Here is a 21,196-nt window from a genome sequence, read left to right as displayed (position 1 = left end):
ATCTGCAAAATGCTATTGATCTCCTCACTATATAATGAGAGAAAAAATTTAATGGTGATGGTGGTCAAGAGGCTTCTCAATTTTGGCCTGACAAAGGATCGTATTATCGTGATGATTCGCTTCGGTTTCCATTTGTATGGTTACATGCGTAATGCCTTTATGCTCAAGCTTATGTTCAATTTTGCGTAAAATATTTTCACTTTCTGAAATGGTCAGTTGATCGGCAACAACAGCGTGGCAGGAAAGAGCATTTAATCCACTTGTGATAGACCATATGTGTAAATCATGAATGTCTTGAATTCCCTCTGTCTCTTTAATTGTATGAATAATGTCAGTGACATCGATATTTTCTGGTGTTCCTTCCATTAATACGTGAATAGCATCTTTAGTCACATTGTAACCGCTTCTTAAAACAAGAATAGCCACAATGACGCTCGCCAATGGGTCTGCCCAGCCCCACCCAAAGAAGATGATAAGTACGGCAGCTAAAATGGCGCCTACAGAGCCGAGCATATCGCTTAGCACATGTAAATAAGCTCCTCTTATGTTCAGGTTACCCTCTGTGTCTCCGCCTCTCAGCATAATCCATGCAACCAATACATTCACAATTAACCCGATAATACTAATCGTAAGCATGCCAGTTGTAGCAACTTCCGGTGGATGAGAGAAACGTTCGATTGCTTCATAAATGATGTAAAGGGAAATAAGAATTAATGCAACCCCGTTTATCACCGCGGCGAGAATCTCAAATCGTTTATATCCGAATGTCTTATTGTGACTTGCCTTCTTTTCAGCTAATCTAAAAGCAATCAGGGCAACCATTAATGAGATTGAATCACTCAGCATATGGCCTGCATCTGATAAAAGCGCCAGACTATTTGTTAGAAATCCGCCTATAGCTTCTATCATCATATAACCTGTAATGATGATAAAAGAGAACAATAAAACTTTTTTATTGGCTCCTTCGGTATGATTATGACCCATAAAAATCTCCTCCTTAACGAAAGTTTGTTGATACATATGTAGTTATGATGTTACATCTGTTATTGAGCATTCTAACGTGATGCAAAATAATTATATGAATGTATGCTCATATATGAATATAAGTTTTTTACATTGAAATGTCAAAATATTTTTTATGAAAATTCCAGATTAGTCTTTAATCTTCCCCATATCGCTTCACAAGAATCATCGTTAGCATATAAAAAGAGGAGCAAACTCAAGGTTTACTCCTCTAACTTGGTGATGCTATGTTTGTCTCGGGTACCTTACACGCACACAGCATTGGGAGCATGTATGGATGCTTTTAAGAGATTCAATACATAAATAAAAACATACCAAAATCAATTTGGTATGTTTTCTTCTTGATATAGATCCTCTGCAAATGATCCTTCTCAATTTCTCTTACTTCTAATTTTATGTGTATCAAATATAGAACAAGCAAATCAATTAGAAGCGTTAAAAGGCCATCTATAAAAAGAGATCATCTAACTCCGTGGAACTCTTCTGCCATGTTCATTACGTCGTCTTGCCTTCGAAAAGCTGTACGGGCAAATACGTTTCAAGTGGTAAATCATCAAATTCGCCTTCAATTTGTTTTTCTAAAATCTCAATGGCTGTTTTGGAAATTAATTCAATCGGCTGTTGGATTGTAGTCAATTCCGGCAGAATAGCCTGAATGGTTTCTGTACCGTCATAACCAATCACTTTTAATTGACCTGGAACGTCTTTTCCACGTTTTTTGGCTTCTGTAATGACTCCGGCAGCCATGATATCATCACTGGCAAAAATTCCGTCAACTGCAGGCTGTTCATCGAATAGTTTTGAAATGATGTTCTGGTAGTCTTCATGAAATGACACTTCATATGTAATAGGCTGTCTTCCATGTTCACGCATCACATCTTCATATGCTTTTCTCCTGAGATTTGCAGGCGCTACAGAAGGGGTTTAATTGTCCCAGCCATCCCATATATCTTAATGAATGAGCCAATCAAGGCGAAGGGCTGGCTATTTGTGCCTGTGTACTGTGGAAATGCGGTTTGGACAGAAATTGTGCTGCCTGAGGTTAATAGTTCCGTTGAGCAAATAAAGCGGGAATTCGAATCAGAGCGCCCTTCCTATTGGAAAGGCGCCTGCCGCTTTATTATTAAATGTTTTCATCAGTGAGTTTTTATAACATCATTTATTAATTGATCAGTTGTTACTATTGTGGCAAATTCATCATGCAATGTAGCTAGAGATATATTATGAATAGTCGCCGCATCATAATATGTACCATTTTGGTCTCTCATTCCGAAGGCTGCTGTTGCATCTGAAATCAGGTATGTATCAAACCCCAAATTACCACTCATTCTTGTGGTTGTTGATACACAGTGAGGCGTGGTTAAACCAGTTATTACCACAGTTGTTATTCCATTTAATTTTAAGTATTCTTCTAAATTCGTACCAATAAAGCTGCTATTTACTTTCTTGGTTATAATGACTTCTTCATCCATAGGCTTAACTATTTCCTTTATAACAAACCCTTCATTCTTTGGATGGAATAAAGAATGAGGTTTATCAGAAGTGTGTTGTATGTATATGACTGTCCATCCTTTTTTTCTCCATAATTTTAGTATTTTACTAATGTTTTCTTCCGCCTCTACGTTATTTCGTTCCCCCCATTTTTTATCATCGAAGGCTTTTTGTACATCCACAATGATTAAAGCTTTTTTCTTTTCTTCCACAAGATACCCTCCTACGCAGAATTTCTATTTATTACTACATTTTAAATACAAATTTTACTTTTGTACAATTGTTTAATGGTGAATTTCATGAGCGCCTTCCTTATTGGAAAATGCGTTCTAAACTGCAACTGTGTCCAAGCTATTAACCGCCAATAATCTATTCTGCGAACCACTGAATCGACAGAGAATAATAAAAAGCACTCTCATAAGGAGTGCTGAAATGAAAGACTATTGATTTAGAAGCCATTTGATACGCTCAGCTGAAATGATGTAGTGCAGTATGATAAGACATAAAAAGATAATGCCAACTGGTTTGAAGTGACTAAAATAAAGCGCTGCAACAGCCATTGCAAAGATCAATAATTCAATAACTAACCTTGTTATCCCGTTTACAGGTATTACAGTTTGTCCACTTCGACTAGGATCATGAGGTACTGCAAATACAGACCAGACAATCATAACTGCAATAGGTAAAACCAAAGTTAAAACATATTTAAAATAACCATCAAAGCTTATCCAAGCAAACACTCCTATGGAGATTAGTGCAGCGATTTCAAGGATGAATCTTAAAAGTAAATTAGCCTGATTCAGTTTTTCCAACTCCTCTATTAAAAACACCCCCGTAGGAGATGCTCTTTCTCTCCTTTATTTCAGCGTATAAAAACTTTTCTGTTCTTCCTCTTTAGATTCAATTGTGGTTTTCGGCGAGGTTACCTCCATTTTTGAAGAGATGATACCGACTGCTGCAGTTACCAATGCTCCGATTAATAGAACGATGATAAGTATAATGAAATATAACAACTTTCCCCCTCCTATCCAGTTAATTATCCAAATAATCAGGAGGTTGTCTACGATTTGCAGAATTTGTCGAACGAAGTAATGACTATGTTGACCTCGCTTCTCGCTGGGAGGCTTTACTCTTTGTATGAATTTAGGTGGTGATGCGGTAATAACCTGCCTTCCAACATCATATCGGGCAGTTAAAAAAAGACATGGATTTTGTTAGAGGAATCTATAGAGATATGTATATCTAGAAGATTTGACAGCATGAAAAATCATACCTAAATCATTGGTATGAAAGGTCATTGTTATTTGAAGTGTTTGGAAAATATTGTTGATAAACGCACAAAAAAAGAACATGTTTTGATAAGAGAATGATCAAAACATCTTCTTATATGTTGTCATAGCGTAACTTTTTTATAAAAAGTTTGATTACATTTCCGGGGCTTCCAAACCAAATTTTGTCCATTCTTCTTTTGCTGGACCATAAATACCTGGAACAGTTAAACCTGCTTGTCTCATGAGAACAGTCATTTGTCCTCGATGGTGATTTTGATGTTGAATCAAAAACATCAAAAGTGAACCGTTGGGCATTTGTTGTCCAATAAAGTTGATATTTTCTTGAAGTGTATGGTCAGTCCATTGGGTTTTTAATGCCTGTACAAATGCATTACTGGCTTGATGATAGCTGTCAGCAATAAACTGAGCAGAAGTTGGAACAGGATAATCTTCAGCTGGGGCTTGGAACGTTAAGTCTGTGTTTGAGGTAATGATGCGAATGGCAGCAACGGTATGCCAAGCAATACGGCCTAGAGTCCAATTTTGTGAAGTTATTTCTTGTTTAAGTGATTCATCAGTCAGACTATTTAATAGTTTCTGTGTAGCATCTGCTTCGAACTCCCAAGATTTCAAAAAATGCTCTAAGGTTTGAAACACAAAAATCCTCCTTTTTATTCTTTTGTTTTTTCTATATCTATAGGTTTATTATAATGCACCATTTCGTTAAAAAGAACAAAAATTTTACAAGCGTGCTGCCTAGTAAATGAATCACTGAAAATCTCCATGCTTACACTAACATGCTGATAAGCTCGTGAAGCCATTTAAGAATAGAAGAGTATAGGATGAGTGAAATAAAAACAGGAACTGATGATAATCATACTGCAATTCTACATATCAGCCAGAATCAAATATCATATGAAGACGATCTCTATTCTTATCACTTTACTGAGCAATAAATACCTTTCGTATACTTAGTGATACCTTCATCGTAATCAGGATACTTATATGCAAGACTTTCTGATACAGCTTTTGAATACTTTCTAAATAATGCATAGCAAGTAAATAAAGACTTCCACATTTCTTGATACCTACTCATAGAATAGGTAGACATGAGTTCTTCCCATTCTTTATTTGAAAGGTAACGTTTCATAAACTTATAGTTCTTCCCCATACTAAATGAATACCCTTGCTGGGATGCGATATGCCAAGCCATCATTCTCAATAGATTAGGACGGACGATTTCATTTAAATGATCAATGGCAAAAAGGATTTCATTTCTTGCTAATCCTTTGACTACGTAAGTCGAAACCATCCAGAACTCATTACAGCAATCATCAAATTCCCTTGCAGTCGGTTTTTTCGTCCAATATTGGCGGTCATTTGGGGTCACTTCATAGCTGATGAACGTATCCTTATCGAGCAAGACCTTAACCAAACCATCGTTATTAGCAAAATAATCTTCTGCTTCACGAATTGGAATAAGGGTTAGATCTACTTTGTTGCCATCCTCAAAAAGAATAATGTATGAAAACCAATTACCTAATTCGGGAGGGAAAAGCTCCATATCTTCGGGTTTTTGCATCATAATACGCTTCCCAAAGATTTCAAGCCACTGATCATTTTCTTTAAAAGATTCTATATCAGTTACAAAATAAGAAATGTCATAATCTTGGAAGTTGTCGGGGCGAATATGTTTGTTTGTACGTGACCCTTCTAAAGTGACCAATCGGATTCTCTCATCGTTCAAAGCAAAGTCTAAAAACATATCCATCATTTCCTGTTCACTTCGCATTGCATGTATTCCTCCGTTCCAGACTTTTCTTTATACAGCCTAACATCTAACACTAAAACCGATTATTGATTTTATTATGAAATAAAGATTTTTCATTATCAATGGTTGTCAGTTTCACCTTCCAATATTATGTAAGTTGTCATCCATATCACCGTGTTATTTTTGTGCACGTCATTTACAACCTTATGTATATGAGCCACTCACGAAATGATTTAGTCTTCTCTTTAGTTTACATGAAGTTCTCCTATCATATATAATTCGAAATTAAGATGAAAGACATCTCAAAAACAGATATCAGCCATGGAGGATTATATGAATATTCAGTTGTTACAGGTTTTTCTCACTACTGCTCGTGAAGGCAGTATTTCCAAGGCTGCCCAGACTTTAAATTATGCACAATCGAACGTAACGAATAAAATACAACAGCTAGAAAACGATTTACAGACAACATTATTCTATCGCCATAGTCGAGGAATCACACTTACTCCCTCTGGGCAAATTCTTGTTTCTTACTCAGAAAAAATTCTACATACAATTGAAGTAGCTAGAGCAGCCATGGGCGAATCATCTGCGCCTTCTGGACCTTTGCGTATTGGCTCAATGGAAACAACGGCTGCCGTTTGGCTTCCGCAACTCCTTGCACATTATCATAACCTCTATCCAAATGTTGATTTTAACCTGGTAACCGGTCCAACGGAACAGCAAATACAAGCAGTTTTGCATTACGAGTTAGATGGCGCTTTTATTTCCGGGCCTATTGAACACCCTGATTTAGTTCAAGAAAAGATATTGGATGAAGAGCTGGTTCTTGTTACAAGTGCTTCACACCCTGAGATTTCTTCCATTCAGGATGTTCAAACACAAACAATGCTGGTATTGCGTGAAGGTTGTTCTTACAGAGCAAAGCTCAATCATATCCTGCAAGAAGAAGGTTTATTACCCCTAAAATTAATGGAATTTGGCATTCTTGAAGCGATCATTGGCTGTGTGAGCGCCGGCTTAGGTATTTCGCTGCTGCCTCGTTCAATCATTGCTTCGCACGAAAAACAAGGCCGCATCCGCAGCCACACGATCTCTGACAAATATTCCTTAGTATCAACCATGTTTATCAGGCGAAAAGACACTTTCATTACCCCTGCTTTAACTGCTTTTTTAACGAATATGAGAGATCATTTTCAGAAAAACATTGGTTGACAAAAAGAAGGAAAACGATATATTTAAGCGAATACGAGTTTTGAGGAAAATGAGAAATGACACTTTTTCAAAAGTCATGTCTTAACGGGGGGATTCGGTATGAATGAATTTATGAAGAAGCTTTCCTTAACAAAACCGATTATTCAAGCTCCAATGGCTGGCGGCATTACAAAGCCTCGACTGGCATCTGCTGTTTCAAATCAAGGTGCTCTTGGTAGTTTAGCATCGGGGTACCTTAAGCCAGAACTGCTAGAACAACAAATAAAAGAAATGTTTGAGCTGACAGACGCTCCTTTTCAAATTAATGTGTTTGTTCCGCTCGGTCTAGAAATGCCGCCAGAAGACCAGGTTAAAAAGTGGAAAGAAAACATACCGTTAGCGAATCAAGTAAATCAATTCACACCTGTGCAAGAAGAGTGGGATGATTTCTATCAAAAAATTGATATGATTTTAAGATACAAGGTAAAGGCTTGCTCATTCACTTTTGATCTGCCTCCGGAAGACGCAGTCAAGGAGCTAAAAACTGCTGGATGCTGTTTAATTGGAACCGCTTCAACAGTGGAAGAAGCATTGTTAATGGAGGAACGGGGAATGGATATCGTCGTCCTTCAAGGAAGCGAAGCCGGTGGACATCGCGGAGCATTTTTACCTTCCAAAGGTGAATCTGCCATAGGTTTAATGGCTCTGATTCCACAAGCAGCAGATGCATTGAGTGTACCTGTCATAGCTGCTGGGGGAATTATAGACCACAGAGGAGTAAAAGCAGCTTTAACTCTTGGAGCCCAAGGCGTTCAAATTGGGTCTGCCTTTTTAATTTGTCACGAGAGCAGCGCACATCCAGTGCATAAACAGAAAATACGAGAGGCAAACGAAGCAGATACAAAGCTTACGAAACTATTTTCAGGTAAAGAGGCCAGAGGAATCGTAAATAAATGGATGGAAGAAAAAGAACAGTATGAGACACAAACCCTTCCGTATCCTTATCAAAATACACTAACAAAGGCAATGAGACAGCAGGCTTCACTTCAAAATAACCATGATCAGATGTCTTTATGGGCAGGTCAAGGGATACGATCATTAACTGAGGAAATGTCGGTTAAGCAGCTTTTACATAAGCTTTGCCCAGAGGATATAAAAATATAGGTGCAGCTCATTGTTTGGATAGAGCCAACAAGCAAACTCCGACAGGCAGTTTGCTTTTTTTTGTGATTTCGCATCCTGAACCGTAAAATCATCCAGAATCTAGCCCAGAATCCGAAAACTTGACTGGTTGGTGCGATCTTGATGTTTCGCCACATTTACATCACCAAGTTTTCACTATTGGTCTTCTCTCTCTTCTCAAGTTTTGCTGCCTATTCAAAAAATCGATAGCTCCCATATTTAACTCGAATATTAAAATCAGCCTTTTTCATTTGATTCAAATGATATGAAGTCATATGATAAAAAAAGATTAGATAGAAAGCGTGAAAAGTTATGAAAATAGGTTTCTTTGATTCTGGAATAGGTGGAATGACTGTATTGTATGAGGCCATAAAAGTTCTTCCTTATGAAGATTACATTTTTTATGCGGACACTTTACATGTTCCATACGGTGAAAAATCAAAGATAGAAGTGAAAGAATATATTTTTAATGCAGTTGAATTTCTAGCCAGTCAAAATATCAAAGCTCTTGTTATTGCATGTAATACAGCTACTAGCATAGCTATAGAAGATCTTCGGAGAAACTTCGACTTTCCGATAATCGGAATAGAGCCTGCTGTAAAACCTGCTATAAAAAACTGTGAGGAGGAAAGAAAAAGAGTTCTCGTAGTTGCTACTCATTTGACGCTTAAAGAAGAGAAATTTCATCATCTAGTAAAAGAAGTTGATCACCATGACCTTGTTGATTGCTTAGCTCTTCCAGGGCTGGTTGAATTTGCTGAGAACTTTGATTTTAATGAAGACAAGATCATTAAATATCTAAAGAATGAACTATCTTCTTTTGATTTGAAACAATACGGAACCATTGTGTTAGGATGCACTCATTTTCCGTTTTTCAAAAACAGTTTTGAAAAACTGTTTGGAAAAAAAGTTGATATTATTTCAGGCAGCGTCGGTACTGCAAAACAGTTGAAGAAAATACTTGCAGAGCGTAACCAGCTTGGTAAAGGATCGGGCTCAATCACCTTTTTCAATTCAGGCCATAAATTCGATGACCACGAAATCGTATTAAAGTACAAAACATTGTTTGAAATATTAGATGAAAATCAAAGGAGTCATGTTGGACATTGAATGTAAGGGCTCCTGGTTATAAACAATGCAAATTATGGGTTTTCAGTAAATGTACAAAATGATAAAGACAGTCTCCTGAAGGGAAATATGAACTAAGAAGTGGGCTTCAAAAGCCCACTTCATTACCCTTTTATGTTTATATTTTTCCCTCTCTTTTCTCTCCCCCTTTTTTATATTGAATTTCTTTTAAGCACAAGTACATTAGAAATTTATAGTTAAATGTACACTTCATAGGGCATTATTTGAGATTACGAATCAACCGTTTGCCAGATCTATAAAGTCATAATGTGTAAATTCTGTGTCTATTTGCATGTTTATTATGGAATTTTTTTCATAATGTTTTATAATACTAGATGATAGCGTTTTCTAATTATAATAATAGGGGGAAACAATGATGATGAAAAAAGGACTGCTTGCGGGTGTGCTTACGGCAACCGTGCTTTTTGGCACATGTGCAGTAGATGTGCCGGGTATTATTAGCCCCAAAACCGCAGAAGCTGCATCACAGCTAACTGATGGAATCGGCGGGAGGGCTTACTTGAACAGCACCGGTGCCATTCTAGTTACGAAAATCCAGCTTCCTAGCTCCGTTCAAGTTTCAAATGGGACAGCCTACATCTACTCTGGCTTTAGCGGAGGCACAGAATCCGATATCGGGCTTCAGTACAGTGAAAAATATAATGTATGGAAACCATATATGAAAGTTGGTTCAAAAGGACAGGATCAGGTTCAGTACCTCGAAGGTGGAAGCCAATTCACGAATACGAAAGGTTTCCGTCCAGGCAGCACCGTACAACTTACCATCTACAAAAATCTTAACGGCAATACCCGCGCTACCTACTGGGGCACGAACAATGCGGGATACAACGGCCGTCTTATTTCAGAAATCAGCAAAACAAATGTCGGCTCCATCTCGAAGTGGAAAGCGCTCGCTACAGTTGCAACAACAGGTTCACGCCAATCTATCAAATCAAATTTTTCAACATCTTTTACAAACATCACCATCGACAACAAAGCAATAACACCTGTGATTGATACTCAAGATTTCGCTAAAGTAACAGTATCAGGCAACAGTGTCAGTTTGTCCGTTGTGAAAAATTAAAACATGTTGAGCAACCAGTGCGGCAATGGGCTTTAAAGGGGCTTTAAAAGGCCCTTTTTTTATTTCAATTTAACAGTTAGCTTTGGTAAGCAGCCCGCCCGGTAGCCAAGACAGCTAACTGTTTGAACAGCAAAACTGCTTCAACGTATTAAGATCGAAGGCGGTTCTTTTTAAAACGAATCACTTGTCTGTGTTCACCTTCTTTTCAGCTACATACTACGTGATAAGCGCGAAAAATTAAGGCTCCCCTTTACATTCTCATCATTTGTTTTTTACAGTTGTCTACTATGCATACCGCTCTCTTAAGGGATAAAAGTCATTGGACGGGCATCTCTTCTAATCAATCTTCTTTTGCTTTAATTCTCCTCTGATTTCCGTAGTATTAGTAAGCACAGAGGCTTTTAGTTCCCGATTACAGGAACATTTTAAGGAATAATTATTTTGCCCTTCAAATCTGAAAGGTATATAATAAATATACTTGTATGACAATTGAAAGGAATGATTTTTATTAAATTCAATCCTGTTTCCAATAAAAAATTATACATACAAATTTATAATCAGATCCTTTCGGAAATTCAGTTAGGTTCTTTTAAAGTAGGTGATAAACTGCCTTCAGAAAGGGAATTATGTGAGCAGTTTGGTGTCAGCCGCGCGCCGGTTAGGCAGGCTTTGAGTGCCTTGGAAATGAATGGGGTCATTTATTCGCGCCAGGGAGAAGGCGTGTTTGTTAAAAATACCACAATAACCAATGGGATTTCTGCTTCCATGGAGTCAGCATCTCCGGAAGATATTGTGGAGGCAAGAATGCACATTGAGCCTTTAATTATAAAATTTGCGGCTTTGAGAGCGACTGACGATGATATTCAGGAGCTTAGGAAGACAATAAAAAAAATGGAAGAAGAAACGATGTCTGGTGTGTACGTTCCTGAAACTGACGAACAATTGCATATGGGGATTGCGAAAGCATCACATAATGATTTATTTATTACCTTCATGTCCGCTATCACGAATGCTATGAAGCAGCAGGAAATGTGGCGGTTTATCCGTGACCGAACCGTTACTCGTTCAGAATACCGCGAAGTGAATTTTCAGGAACATAAACTGATTATTAAAGCAATTGAAGACCGTAACGAAAAAGAAGCTGTTGAGCGAATGACTGCCCACATGCAGAACTTATATGAACGATATTGGAAAAGCTAAACTCTGTTAGAACAAGTCCTTTATTAAAAAAAATCTGGCGTATAGTGGCTACAATATGACCTCCATTTCTATACGCCTTTACCTACCTATTCTCCTTTTTGGTCTTCTGGTCCTAAACATCTTTGACAAATACCATATAAGACTTTAACACCTTCAGAACTATAAACTGTATCGATCACTTTTTCACACACCTGGCATACAATCGTATCTTGTTGCACTTTTGATTTCTGTACCATGGTTTTATTGCCTCCAATCATTTTTATTTCACAAATGCCCTCATCAAATCAAGGCTTGATGGCCGCTTCCCCACAACGTCTGTGACCACAGCCCGAATGACAGTATTCATTCCTGGATCATCCTTTCGCTGATTAGCCCTAATTTTATGGACACTTTGCAAGATTTTGAGTTTTCTATATTCAAAAAATGACTGTCGTTATGAACATCACCCATTGGCTCTTAATCACAAACCTTTTTCAACTAGACTTTTCAATGCTGGATTTATATGTGTCATTTTTTACTTTAAGCGCTTTTCCAGACTGTTTCACCAGAAATACAAGAATTAGAGAAGCTAGGATCATGCTTAGGCCTAAGAAAATCATACTTATATTAAAAGAACCTGTCATATCCTTAATATAACCGACAATGTATGGACCGAAAAATCCGCCAAGATTTCCGATACTGTTGATTAATGCTATCGCACCACCCGCTGCAGCTCCTGTTAAGAAAGAAGGCGGAATTGCCCAAAAAGGAGAATAGGCACCAAAAGCGCCGCATAACGCAATTGTTAAAAATACAAATGCTAATATAACACTTGAATTTGCTACATAGCTGCTAATGACCATTGCAACAGCACTGACAGTTAAACAAGCAGCTACGTGCCAGAGTCTTTCGTTTTTCTTGTCAGAATGATTTCCAACGAAAATCATAACCACCATAGCGCAGAAATACATAACGCCTAACAGCCAGCCCATCCCCTGTGTGCTTAGGGAAATCGTTTCAGATAATCCTTGTGAGATCGTCGGCAAGAACATATTAATGCCGTAATATCCAATCATCCAGCAAAAATAGCCGATCGATAGAATTAACACATCCCGATCTTTTAAGGCTTGAGCAAATGTATAGTGCTTTACCTGTTCTTTTTCCATCCTTTCTTTTGTTGTTACGTTAATAAGCCACCGCTTTTCATCTTTATTCAGCCATTTCACATCTTCGATTTTGTCATCTAGGTAAAAAAATGCAATTACACCAAGTATAAGTGCAGGAATCGCTTCTAAAATAAATAGCCACTGCCATCCAGATATATCAAGCCATTCAATTCCTAAGAGAAATGTAGAAAGCGGAGAACCCAATGCATTCGCCCCGGGGATGGCCAGCATAAATCCAGCAATTGCTTTAGCATGGTGTTTCGTTTGATAAAATCCACTCAAATAAAAGACCATACATGGATAAAAACTAGCTTCCGCAGCACCTAATAAAAACCGCGCAGTATAAAACTGCCATGGTTCTTGTACAAAAGCCATTAATATCGCGATGATGGCCCACGTGATCATAATCCGGCTGATCCATTTTCTCGCCCCGATTTTTGTCATGATAGCACTACCCGGAACTTCTAAAATGAAATAACCAAGAAAGAAGATCCCTGCTCCCAGTCCAAATACAGCATTTGAAAACCCTAGATCCTCATTCATCTGGAGAGCTGCAAAACCGATATTAACTCGGTCTAAAATCGCGATAATAAAACATAAGAATAAAAATGGAATTAACCGGATTGTTACTTTACGAGTGGTTGAACGCTCTAATGCTAATTGATCCAAAAAGACTCCCCCTTAACCCTAGTTTTGTCCTTCTAGGTGCTGCCCTGTCCAAAGATAAAAGAATCACATTTTCTTCAAAAACAAAAGTTCTCCTCTCTTTGTTAAACGCTTACATTTTTCTCTTGTTTTGTTTCGTCTTTGATAGAAGTGGGTCAGGCATGTTTAACATACCTGCTATGCATAGATCCACTAGTCCATGTGTGAACCGCCATTAATATCAATTTCTTCTCCTGTGATGTAGGCTGCTTCCTTAGTAGCCAAAAACGTAATTGCGGCGGCAATTTCTTCTGTTTCACCCGGGCGACCCATGGGGATATTATCAATGACTTTTTTCGCATCTTCTTCAGAAAGTGATTTCCAAATGTCGGTATTGATAAGGCCAGGCGCTACGCAATTCACAGTTATACCATCCTTCCCTACTTCACGGGCAAGGTTTTTAGAAAAGCCTAATACGGCTGCTTTGGAAGCGGAGTAATGGGCACCGCCAAAAACGCCGCCGCCCCTTTTTGCAGATACAGAAGAAAGATTGATAATACGGCCATATTGCTGCTTTTTCATTGTTTCTAAAACGGCTTGTGTGCACAAGAACAGCCCAAACATATTGACGTTGAATACTCTTGTCATATCTTCCAATGTCATATCCTGTACCGTTACTTTTTGAGAAATTCCTGCGTTATTCACTAAAATATCAATGCGCCCGAACTCTTCAAGTGTTTTGGCTATCATATGGTCAACCGATTCTTTATTCGTTACATTAACTTCTACACCAACCGCTCTCCCTCCGCTTTCTGTGATAGCTTCTACTGTTTTTAGAATACCTGTCTGATTCATATCTGCTACTACAATTGAAGCTCCCTGTTTGGCAAGAGTTAATGCAATGGTTCTGCCGATTCCTTTTTCAGACCCACTTCCTGTCACGATAGCTACCTGATCATTTAATGTAAACATGGCGTTCTCCCACTTTCATATTTTATCTTCTAAGCATATCCTTAGCCGTTTTTATAATATTTTCAATGGTAATGCCGTTGATTTCCAGCAGCTTCTCATAAGGAGCTGATTCTCCAAACCGGTCCTGCACTCCGATTCGTTTGACTCGGCCCCTCCCTTCTTCCGCTGCTACTTCACATATAGCACTTCCCAGCCCATTCAGGATGTTGTGATCCTCTACAGTCACGATATTGCCGATATCCAGACACTCTACCACGGCTTCTCTATCCAAAGGCTTGATTGTATGCATGTCTAAAAGTGTTGCATAAATCCCTTGCTCTTCCAGCTGTTTGACCGCTTCTAAGGCAAGATATACTGTATCCCCATTCGCAATGATTGCGATATCTTTTCCGTGCTTTAATCGTTTGGCTTTTCCAATGATAAATTCTTCATTTTCGTCGTAAATAACCGGCACTGCGTCTCGGGTAAAACGCAGATACATTGGGCCGTACGTATTCGCTGCCCGCCTGATCAGTTTTCTAGTTGAGTGGTAGTCAGCACCCATGATCACAGTCATATTTGGGAATGATCTTAAGACGCCCATATCCTCAATCGCCTGGTGGCTCCCGCCATCGTTGCCCGGCGTTAGTCCGCCGTGTGAGCAGGCGATTTTCACATTCAAATTTGGATAGCAAACTTCTTGGCGAATTTGTTCCGCCATGCGCAGCGAACCGAAGACGGCATAAGTGCTTACAAATGGGATTTTACCTGTTGTCGCCAAACCTGCTGCCAGGCCGGCGCCGTTCTGTTCCGCAATCCCGACGTTCACATGCTGATGGGGGAGCTGTTTTATGAATTCTCCTGTTTTGCATGACTTGCCGATATCGATATCGATTACGTAAATATTTTTATTTTCTTTTCCCAATTGAACGATTTCATCACCGAAAGCTTCCCGCGTCGCTTTTTTCGTGATTAATGCTTTTTCGGTTTGGCTCATGATCTTAAACCTCCTGCCAGTTCCTCTAATGCTTGTTCGTATTCTTTCTCCTTTGGCGCTACTCCGTGCCATGAGCAGATATTTTCCATGTAAGACACGCCTTTGCCTTTAATCGTGTCTGCTACAATGCATTTCGGCTTTCCATTTTTCGTTTTTGTTACGATGTCTAATGTCTCTACAATCTCTTCCATCGAGTGTCCATCAATTCGCTTTGTTTCAAAACCAAATACTTCGAACTTTTTCTCGATGTCTTGAAGTGGCATTACTTCATCACAGAATCCATCAATTTGCAGACGGTTATTGTCGACAAAAACAATTAAGTTATCAAGGCTGTATTTCACTGCTGTTTGAACCGCTTCCCAAATTTGTCCTTCTTGGCATTCTCCGTCACCTACCATAGCGAACACCCGGTAATCTTTGTCGTCTCGTTTTCCTGCAAGCGCCATACCGACACCGCAGGAAAGCCCTTGGCCTAGTGAGCCAGTTGAAATATCGATCCCTGGACATTTCTTCATATCAGGATGCCCTTGAAAAGGCGAGCCGTACTGCCTTAATTTGTATACGCTTTCATAAGGGACAAAGCCTCGCAGCGCTAAAGCAGCGTATTGAATAGGCGCCACATGGCCTTTCGATAAGACAAAACGGTCCCGGTCTTCCCACTTGGGATTTTTGGGATCTATTTTCATTTCTTTAAAATAAAGGGCTGTGATGATATCAGCAGCAGATAATGAACCTCCTGGATGCCCGGACTGCGCTTCGTAAATCATTGTTACCGCTGTTTTCCTAAGCTCAATGGCTTTCTCTTGGAGTTCCGCAATACTTATTTCTTTCACTCCGATCACCTCAGTCATTATTAAGATAGAAACACGAATACTCAGTTACTTGTTCACTTGTATTACAAGTAACTTATGAGAACACTATACAACTCCTGAAAGCGTTTGTCTACCGTTTTTTGAAAATTTAAAATTGAATGGATTAAAGCTCAAATACTTAACATCTAGCTTGGTTCCATTTCAGATTGTCATAAGCACACTACGCCAGTATCAACTGGTTATTACCCTTAAGATCTTTTTTGAGCAAATCCACTCAATTATTAGAAAGGACGACACCTTCATATCAAAATAGCTAGATCAATGTACTAAATCGGAAAAGATGAGATGTTACATGTGAAGGGAGTAAAAGTATGAAGAGGCTTGGAATGTCTATAACCAGGCCTCTTTTTTCTTTGTATCTTAGGCTGGGTAACGGCGCTGCTTCTGCTAACCTCTTACCGCGAAAGATTATTCAGTCTCATAAACGCTTCCAGCACATTAAATATGATACAAACACACCAATCCAACAATTTCTATTTCTCTATTTAGCTTTTTTATGTGTGAGGAATAGACTTGGGATGAAGATTACAGCAAGGACAATGGTGGATACTAAGAACCCAGCATGGTAACCTTTTAAGCCATTCGCAATCGTTGGTTGTAATCCTTGCATGACAGTTGCGACCACAGTGGCGATAACAGCCGTACCAAAGCTCGAACCAAGATTTTCAATAATATGAATACCGACACCTGCTTCTGGAAGTTGTTTGCTGCCAAGCCCTGTATAAGCATCACTCGTCAATGGAAGCATAATTCCTCCAAAACTGGTCCCCCGGATGAATAATATGATGGAAATCCAAATCATACTCGTTTTATCGGTGATAAAGATAAGTGGAATAGACCCGATAAGCGAAAGAACAAGACTGGCCATAACGACGTATTTCGCACCGACCCGATCAATCATTTTTCCAATCATTGGCCGAGTAATAAGCATCCCGACTCCTTGGGGGATTAATGCTAGCGCAGCTTCGATTGCCGTGAAATGACGGAAGTTTTGAAAGAACAATGGAAGTATTAACATGGGTCCCATGACGGCAATATTCGCTAATAATAACCCGACGCTGGATGCTAAGAAGTTTTTGTGCGCAAACAAATTTATGGGGAGTACGGTTTGATTTTTTCTGATTCGGTTATATACGATGTAAATTACAGCTAATGCGAGGCCGATGCCCGTCCATAGGATTGTTTCGCTATTGTTAAATGATGCATGGTCCGCTGCTTTCGTAATTCCGTATATCATTGCTGCACTCATTAAGGATAAATTGATAATTCCAAAAATATCAAGTTTGCTATTTTTGTTGAATGGCTCAAAGTCTGGAAGAGTTTTCATCATCAGTGGTGCAGCAATCAAAACGATGAACACGTTGATGAAGAAAATCCAATGCCATGATGTAGCTTGGACGATGAAGCCCCCGATTACAGGTCCTAAGATTGGGCCCAAAATCATTGGTGTGCTGACAATAGCCATCACTTTCCCTATATGTTCTCGGCCTGCTGTTTTAACCAATAGCGTTGACATAAGCGGGGTAATAATCCCAGCGCTAAACCCTTGAAGTAAACGGAATAAGATAAAGCTAGAAATATTCCAACTAACCCCAGCAAAAACAGAAGTTACACCAAAGGCTATGACTGCACCGATTAAGATTTTCTTTCCGTTAAATTTGTTCATAAGCCATCCGGATACAGGAACTGCAATAGCAAGGGCTAAAACATAACCTGTAATGGACCATTGAATGGTATCCAACGTCGTGCTGAAATCTTTATTTAATTTGTCAATGGAAATGTTTACCATAGTTGAATCAAGCATTGGAGCAATTGCTCCAAGTGCAATTGCCCAGGCAGCCGAGAGAATTTCTTTCGATAAGCCTGATTTCTTTATTTGATCTTTTGACATATTATTCTCCTCTCAGAAACCATTTTGTTTCCCTGTCAACAAAAAGATATCACCATATTGTTTCCTTGTCAACAAAATTAAGAATAAAAAAAGACAGCCCATTCACAATAGAGTTGGGCTGACTTTGGTTTCTTTATTCTATTTATCCGATTTAATTAACAGCTATTCCCTGTTTCTTTATTTCAGTATCCAAATGCCTACTGTACTTTTCCACGAAGCTAAGCATACTGTCAAATTGTTCTTCGGTAACTTGTTCAAAAACGACTTTGTCCCGTTCTCGAAACTCTTTATGGAGTTCCTCATGGATGTTATAAATTACTTTGCCTTGCGCAGTAAGCCTAAAATAAATTTCTTTTTTATTATCCGGCTTCTGGTAGCTTTCAATAAGGTCTTTTTTTATCAGTTTCTTAGTTAATTTACTTATGGCACCTCTCGTCATATAAAGGGACTCCGCAAGTTTTCTCACATTGCTATCAGCATTTTTCCCAATGGATTCAATACAATGTACTTCAGAAGGCTTGTACCCCTTCAAACTGTCTTCCATCTTAGACTTATTAAGCAACACCATCTTGTTAAATAAGTCTCTGAAATTCAATATGAGCTGTTCTTCTTTATTCATGGCCTGCCCTCCCACCAGTTGGTGCACTAGCCATATTATATTCATTTATTGTTTCTATTTCAACAAAATGAGAAAATGATAACTAGTAACATCAGGGCAGCACACTATTTTCCCTTGACTTTTAATTGGATGCTGTCGGGCTTATAGACCACCTTTATTTTGTTAGAACTCACCGTCAGCGGAGAGAAGAAACGCCAAAAACTAAAGAGGACAAAAAGCTGCTGGCGAAGGGTCAGCAGCTAATACAGGGGCGTATAAACATTTCATTCCATACTTTATGATAAAAAAGCACCATACTTCATAGAATAATCATCATTTAATGAGCCATCATCTCATGGGCAATATCGTGCCCATCCATTTTTGACAGGTAGTAGGTAGGCCAGTTTTTGACTTCATCAAGTAAAGCTTCACGATCATCACCCCAATAGAGGTGGTAATGACTAGCTTTAGTCGGATAAATACTATGATCGCTAAACTGGATATACTGAGGAAGCCCTTCCGCTTTTTTAGCTAGTCTGAATATGTATCTTACCCCCCTATTGCCCGCATCATATGTTAGAATTTCATACCCGTCATACGTATACTTACCAGAATATTCTTTTCCATTTTTAAAGAAGGTTACAATATCTTTGTGGATTACAATACGGTCAACATCTGTTTGATAACCTTTTTTATAATACTCTTTATATTCTTTAGCTGTCTTGTCGCCTTCGTGTTCTGATTTATATGAAAACACTTCGTCAAGAGTACCATCTTGCAGATATGGAAATACAGATTGCCAATCTCCTTCCCAATCAGAAAGTGGGCGATCTTTTACTTGACTGTTTTTAAAATAGCCTTCATACATTTTTTCTGTTTCTTTATCATGCGCATGACTATGATCGTGAGAATGTTCATGTGTGTGACTTTCAGATGTGTGCTCTTGCGCTTTGGAAGAGTTTTCTTCAGCTGCTGAGGATGATGTTGTTTGATTAGACTCACCTTTAGATGAATCGGAAGTCTGACATCCTGCCAATACGAGTAATGAACTTATAGTTAATATACCTAGCCTCTTTGCAAATAAAATCTTCATTCCAACACTCCTTTTTATTAAATCGAAAACGTTACGATTTATATTATACATCTATCTCTTGCCTACATCAACGGGAACTTCATCTACCTATTTCAGAATCGTATCTGGCAGCGGATGGCCATTTAAATTAGAAAACTGACTTTGTTCATCAGTTATTCCTTTACAATACGAAAGTCTACGATATTTCCATATCGATCCGCTTCAATATGACAGCATCCCTCAAGCAGCTGTTTTCATTTTCCCCTTCCGCGTTGTACCCTTGATTTTGCTCCCGAGTAAGAAATGCCGAGCTTTTCACTCAGCTCTTTTTGTGATAACCCCTGATATTCAGTTAACTCGAGCGCCTCTCGATACTTTTCAGGCAACCGTTTGATGGTCGATCGAATACACACAGTATCTTTAACGGACCTGGAGGAGAGACACCTGAAGCATACGCCTGGTGATACATTCATTACTTGATACTGACATTTTTCTAAAATATTTATGCTGAACGATCATATATAGGAAAGACAAGAGCTTGTTTGTCTCTTGTCTTTTTCACATCATGGGGAGAATGCAGCGGCAAGAAACGATGCCGCTTTATTCAATGCTTATTTGATTACGAAATGACCGTATTCCTTTGAATGAACCTGAATTGGTCCGTTTAGATTGTAGTTGTTCTCCTTGGCGATAGAGCGGAGCACGTCCACACGGGCAACCGACTCTCTCCACTCGTCACGGGTGTCATGATTTGCCGGATTCATCAGATCGTCATAGCGTACGTCCAAGAATTTATTTAACCACTTCTTCTCGTCTATTCCGTCTTTTGGTGACCCGCCCGCTTTTTTGTTCGTACGTTTAATCAAGGCATAAAAGGAGTCAGGATCATCACCATCGCCATGCTGAATAACCGTATCGTACATTACAGCTCTTGCCAATGCTGTTTTTAGTCCGGCATTATCCGATCGTTTCATGGCAGGCTGATAATACAAACGGTCATTTACTTTGTCTTGGGCAGCGCGAAATTCCTTATCATTTGCAAGCGACTTCCAGGCAGAAGCGAAGCCCTTAAGATTGCTTATGTCATCGCTTTCTTCCTTGGCCAGACGGCGCAATTCAGGCAGGTACTTTTTCAGTTTGTTATTCGGAACTGCCTTTGTGTATTCTTCCACTACTTCCAATGCATCCCCGGTAGCCGTTGTAAAACCTGCCCGTCCGCATGTATAGCCTCGCCCGTCACCCAATGGCTCGACATATCCATATTGGATCTCCGTCGTGCCGTTTTCGAAGATACTTGTCAGCTGTTCCGCCCGGCGTTTTTGATCTTTATTCAGTCCCGCCGCAAAAACCGTTTCGCTCATCATCAGGGTAAAAAACATGGTGAAAACAAGTAATGAGATTGCTGCCTTTTTCCAGAAGCCCGCTTTTTTCTTCAAACTGATATTCATTTTATTGCCTCCTTCTAAATATTGTAAATCCAGACTTAGTATACATGAAGAGACTGTCTTATTGTTGAAAATACATTGTTTTGTCAATATTTTGAATCCAAAGTAATATAACTTGAATGTTACTCTTTTCAAGATGCCATAAAGCTTTACTCTAATTTATAATGGAAATGATCATCGAAAATAGGTAAGGAGGTGATGTAAATGGCAAGCAAGATGAGAATGCCAGATTCCGC

20 protein-coding genes and 2 pseudogenes are annotated in these 21,196 nt (G+C 39.0%); 5 read left to right on the top strand and 17 right to left on the bottom strand.

Annotated features, from left to right (window positions below; genetic code table 11):
- Window positions 1-48: 48 nt before the first annotated feature.
- The 7 genes and pseudogenes from NZD81_RS02305 to aadK all read right to left on the bottom strand — a co-directional run bounded on the left by NZD81_RS02305 (window position 49) and on the right by aadK (window position 5,577).
- Window positions 49-984, bottom strand: coding sequence for a cation diffusion facilitator family transporter (locus tag NZD81_RS02305; RefSeq protein ID WP_014664724.1), 936 nt, complete (start codon window positions 982-984; stop codon window positions 49-51).
- Window positions 985-1,518: 534 nt separating this feature from the next.
- Window positions 1,519-1,932, bottom strand: a pseudogene (locus NZD81_RS02300) (substrate-binding domain-containing protein); the annotation flags it as partial.
- Window positions 1,933-2,159: 227 nt separating this feature from the next.
- Window positions 2,160-2,726, bottom strand: a complete 567-nt coding sequence (locus tag NZD81_RS02295; protein WP_014664728.1) for a cysteine hydrolase family protein — start codon at window positions 2,724-2,726, stop codon at window positions 2,160-2,162.
- A gap of 228 nt (window positions 2,727-2,954) precedes the next feature.
- Window positions 2,955-3,326, bottom strand: a complete 372-nt coding sequence (locus tag NZD81_RS02290) for a YrdB family protein (protein WP_081483681.1) — start codon at window positions 3,324-3,326, stop codon at window positions 2,955-2,957.
- A gap of 45 nt (window positions 3,327-3,371) precedes the next feature.
- Window positions 3,372-3,527, bottom strand: a complete 156-nt coding sequence (locus NZD81_RS02285; RefSeq protein WP_176465956.1) for a hypothetical protein — start codon at window positions 3,525-3,527, stop codon at window positions 3,372-3,374.
- Between the two features lie 411 nt (window positions 3,528-3,938).
- A complete protein-coding gene (locus tag NZD81_RS02280) occupies window positions 3,939-4,442 on the bottom strand; it encodes a DinB family protein (protein WP_289859299.1) in 504 nt (167 codons plus the stop codon).
- Window positions 4,443-4,722: 280 nt separating this feature from the next.
- Window positions 4,723-5,577 (bottom strand): aminoglycoside 6-adenylyltransferase AadK, encoded by an 855-nt coding sequence (aadK, locus tag NZD81_RS02275; protein WP_136654261.1) that lies wholly within the window; start codon window positions 5,575-5,577, stop codon window positions 4,723-4,725.
- 312 nt (window positions 5,578-5,889) lie between these two features.
- On the opposite strand from aadK, the gene NZD81_RS02270 reads away from it, so the two are divergent.
- The 5 genes from NZD81_RS02270 (at window position 5,890) to NZD81_RS02250 (ending at window position 11,344) form a co-directional block, all read left to right on the top strand.
- The gene (locus NZD81_RS02270) at window positions 5,890-6,771 is read left to right on the top strand and encodes a glutamate biosynthesis transcriptional regulator GltR (protein ID WP_289859296.1); all 882 of its coding nucleotides are present in this window, start codon (window positions 5,890-5,892) and stop codon (window positions 6,769-6,771) included.
- Window positions 6,772-6,870: 99 nt separating this feature from the next.
- Window positions 6,871-7,914, top strand: a complete 1,044-nt coding sequence (locus NZD81_RS02265; protein WP_289859295.1) for a nitronate monooxygenase — start codon at window positions 6,871-6,873, stop codon at window positions 7,912-7,914.
- A gap of 330 nt (window positions 7,915-8,244) precedes the next feature.
- A complete protein-coding gene (gene murI / locus NZD81_RS02260; RefSeq protein ID WP_289859294.1) occupies window positions 8,245-9,042 on the top strand; it encodes a glutamate racemase in 798 nt (265 codons plus the stop codon).
- A gap of 394 nt (window positions 9,043-9,436) precedes the next feature.
- Window positions 9,437-10,144 (top strand): YrpD family protein, encoded by a 708-nt coding sequence (locus NZD81_RS02255; protein WP_040082365.1) that lies wholly within the window; start codon window positions 9,437-9,439, stop codon window positions 10,142-10,144.
- Between the two features lie 498 nt (window positions 10,145-10,642).
- Window positions 10,643-11,344 (top strand): FadR/GntR family transcriptional regulator, encoded by a 702-nt coding sequence (locus NZD81_RS02250; RefSeq protein WP_038829685.1) that lies wholly within the window; start codon window positions 10,643-10,645, stop codon window positions 11,342-11,344.
- Between the two features lie 86 nt (window positions 11,345-11,430).
- Here the strand turns inward: NZD81_RS02250 and NZD81_RS02245 are convergent, their stop codons facing one another.
- The 10 genes and pseudogenes from NZD81_RS02245 to csn form a co-directional block, all read right to left on the bottom strand.
- The gene (locus NZD81_RS02245; RefSeq protein ID WP_014664741.1) at window positions 11,431-11,580 is read right to left on the bottom strand and encodes a GapA-binding peptide SR1P; all 150 of its coding nucleotides are present in this window, start codon (window positions 11,578-11,580) and stop codon (window positions 11,431-11,433) included.
- Between the two features lie 237 nt (window positions 11,581-11,817).
- The gene (locus tag NZD81_RS02240; RefSeq protein ID WP_014664742.1) at window positions 11,818-13,158 is read right to left on the bottom strand and encodes an MFS transporter; all 1,341 of its coding nucleotides are present in this window, start codon (window positions 13,156-13,158) and stop codon (window positions 11,818-11,820) included.
- Window positions 13,159-13,347: 189 nt separating this feature from the next.
- Window positions 13,348-14,106, bottom strand: coding sequence for an SDR family NAD(P)-dependent oxidoreductase (locus NZD81_RS02235; protein WP_014664743.1), 759 nt, complete (start codon window positions 14,104-14,106; stop codon window positions 13,348-13,350).
- A 22-nt stretch (window positions 14,107-14,128) separates the two neighbouring features.
- Window positions 14,129-15,082: a transketolase family protein gene (locus NZD81_RS02230; protein ID WP_014664744.1), complete on the bottom strand. Its 954-nt coding sequence runs from the start codon at window positions 15,080-15,082 to the stop codon at window positions 14,129-14,131.
- The gene (locus tag NZD81_RS02225) at window positions 15,079-15,915 is read right to left on the bottom strand and encodes a transketolase (protein WP_014664745.1); all 837 of its coding nucleotides are present in this window, start codon (window positions 15,913-15,915) and stop codon (window positions 15,079-15,081) included. The genes NZD81_RS02230 and NZD81_RS02225 overlap by 4 nt, the downstream gene beginning before the upstream one ends.
- 520 nt (window positions 15,916-16,435) lie before the next feature.
- Window positions 16,436-17,845, bottom strand: coding sequence for an MDR family MFS transporter (locus NZD81_RS02220; protein ID WP_136654268.1), 1,410 nt, complete (start codon window positions 17,843-17,845; stop codon window positions 16,436-16,438).
- Window positions 17,846-17,996: 151 nt separating this feature from the next.
- Window positions 17,997-18,464, bottom strand: a complete 468-nt coding sequence (locus NZD81_RS02215; protein ID WP_038829673.1) for a MarR family winged helix-turn-helix transcriptional regulator — start codon at window positions 18,462-18,464, stop codon at window positions 17,997-17,999.
- Between the two features lie 316 nt (window positions 18,465-18,780).
- Entirely contained in the window at window positions 18,781-19,536 is a 756-nt protein-coding gene (locus tag NZD81_RS02210; RefSeq protein ID WP_282372829.1) for a metal-binding protein ZinT, read from the bottom strand.
- Between the two features lie 152 nt (window positions 19,537-19,688).
- Window positions 19,689-19,931: pseudogene (locus NZD81_RS02205) on the bottom strand (sigma factor-like helix-turn-helix DNA-binding protein); the annotation flags it as partial.
- A gap of 195 nt (window positions 19,932-20,126) precedes the next feature.
- Window positions 20,127-20,963, bottom strand: coding sequence for a chitosanase (csn, locus tag NZD81_RS02200; RefSeq protein ID WP_040082357.1), 837 nt, complete (start codon window positions 20,961-20,963; stop codon window positions 20,127-20,129).
- Window positions 20,964-21,196 lie beyond the last annotated feature (233 nt).

Origin of the sequence: Bacillus sp. B.PNR1 (assembly GCF_030386235.1) — a bacterium.
Lineage (GTDB): Bacteria > Bacillota > Bacilli > Bacillales > Bacillaceae > Bacillus > Bacillus stercoris.
This window is presented reverse-complemented; position numbering and strand designations above follow the sequence as displayed.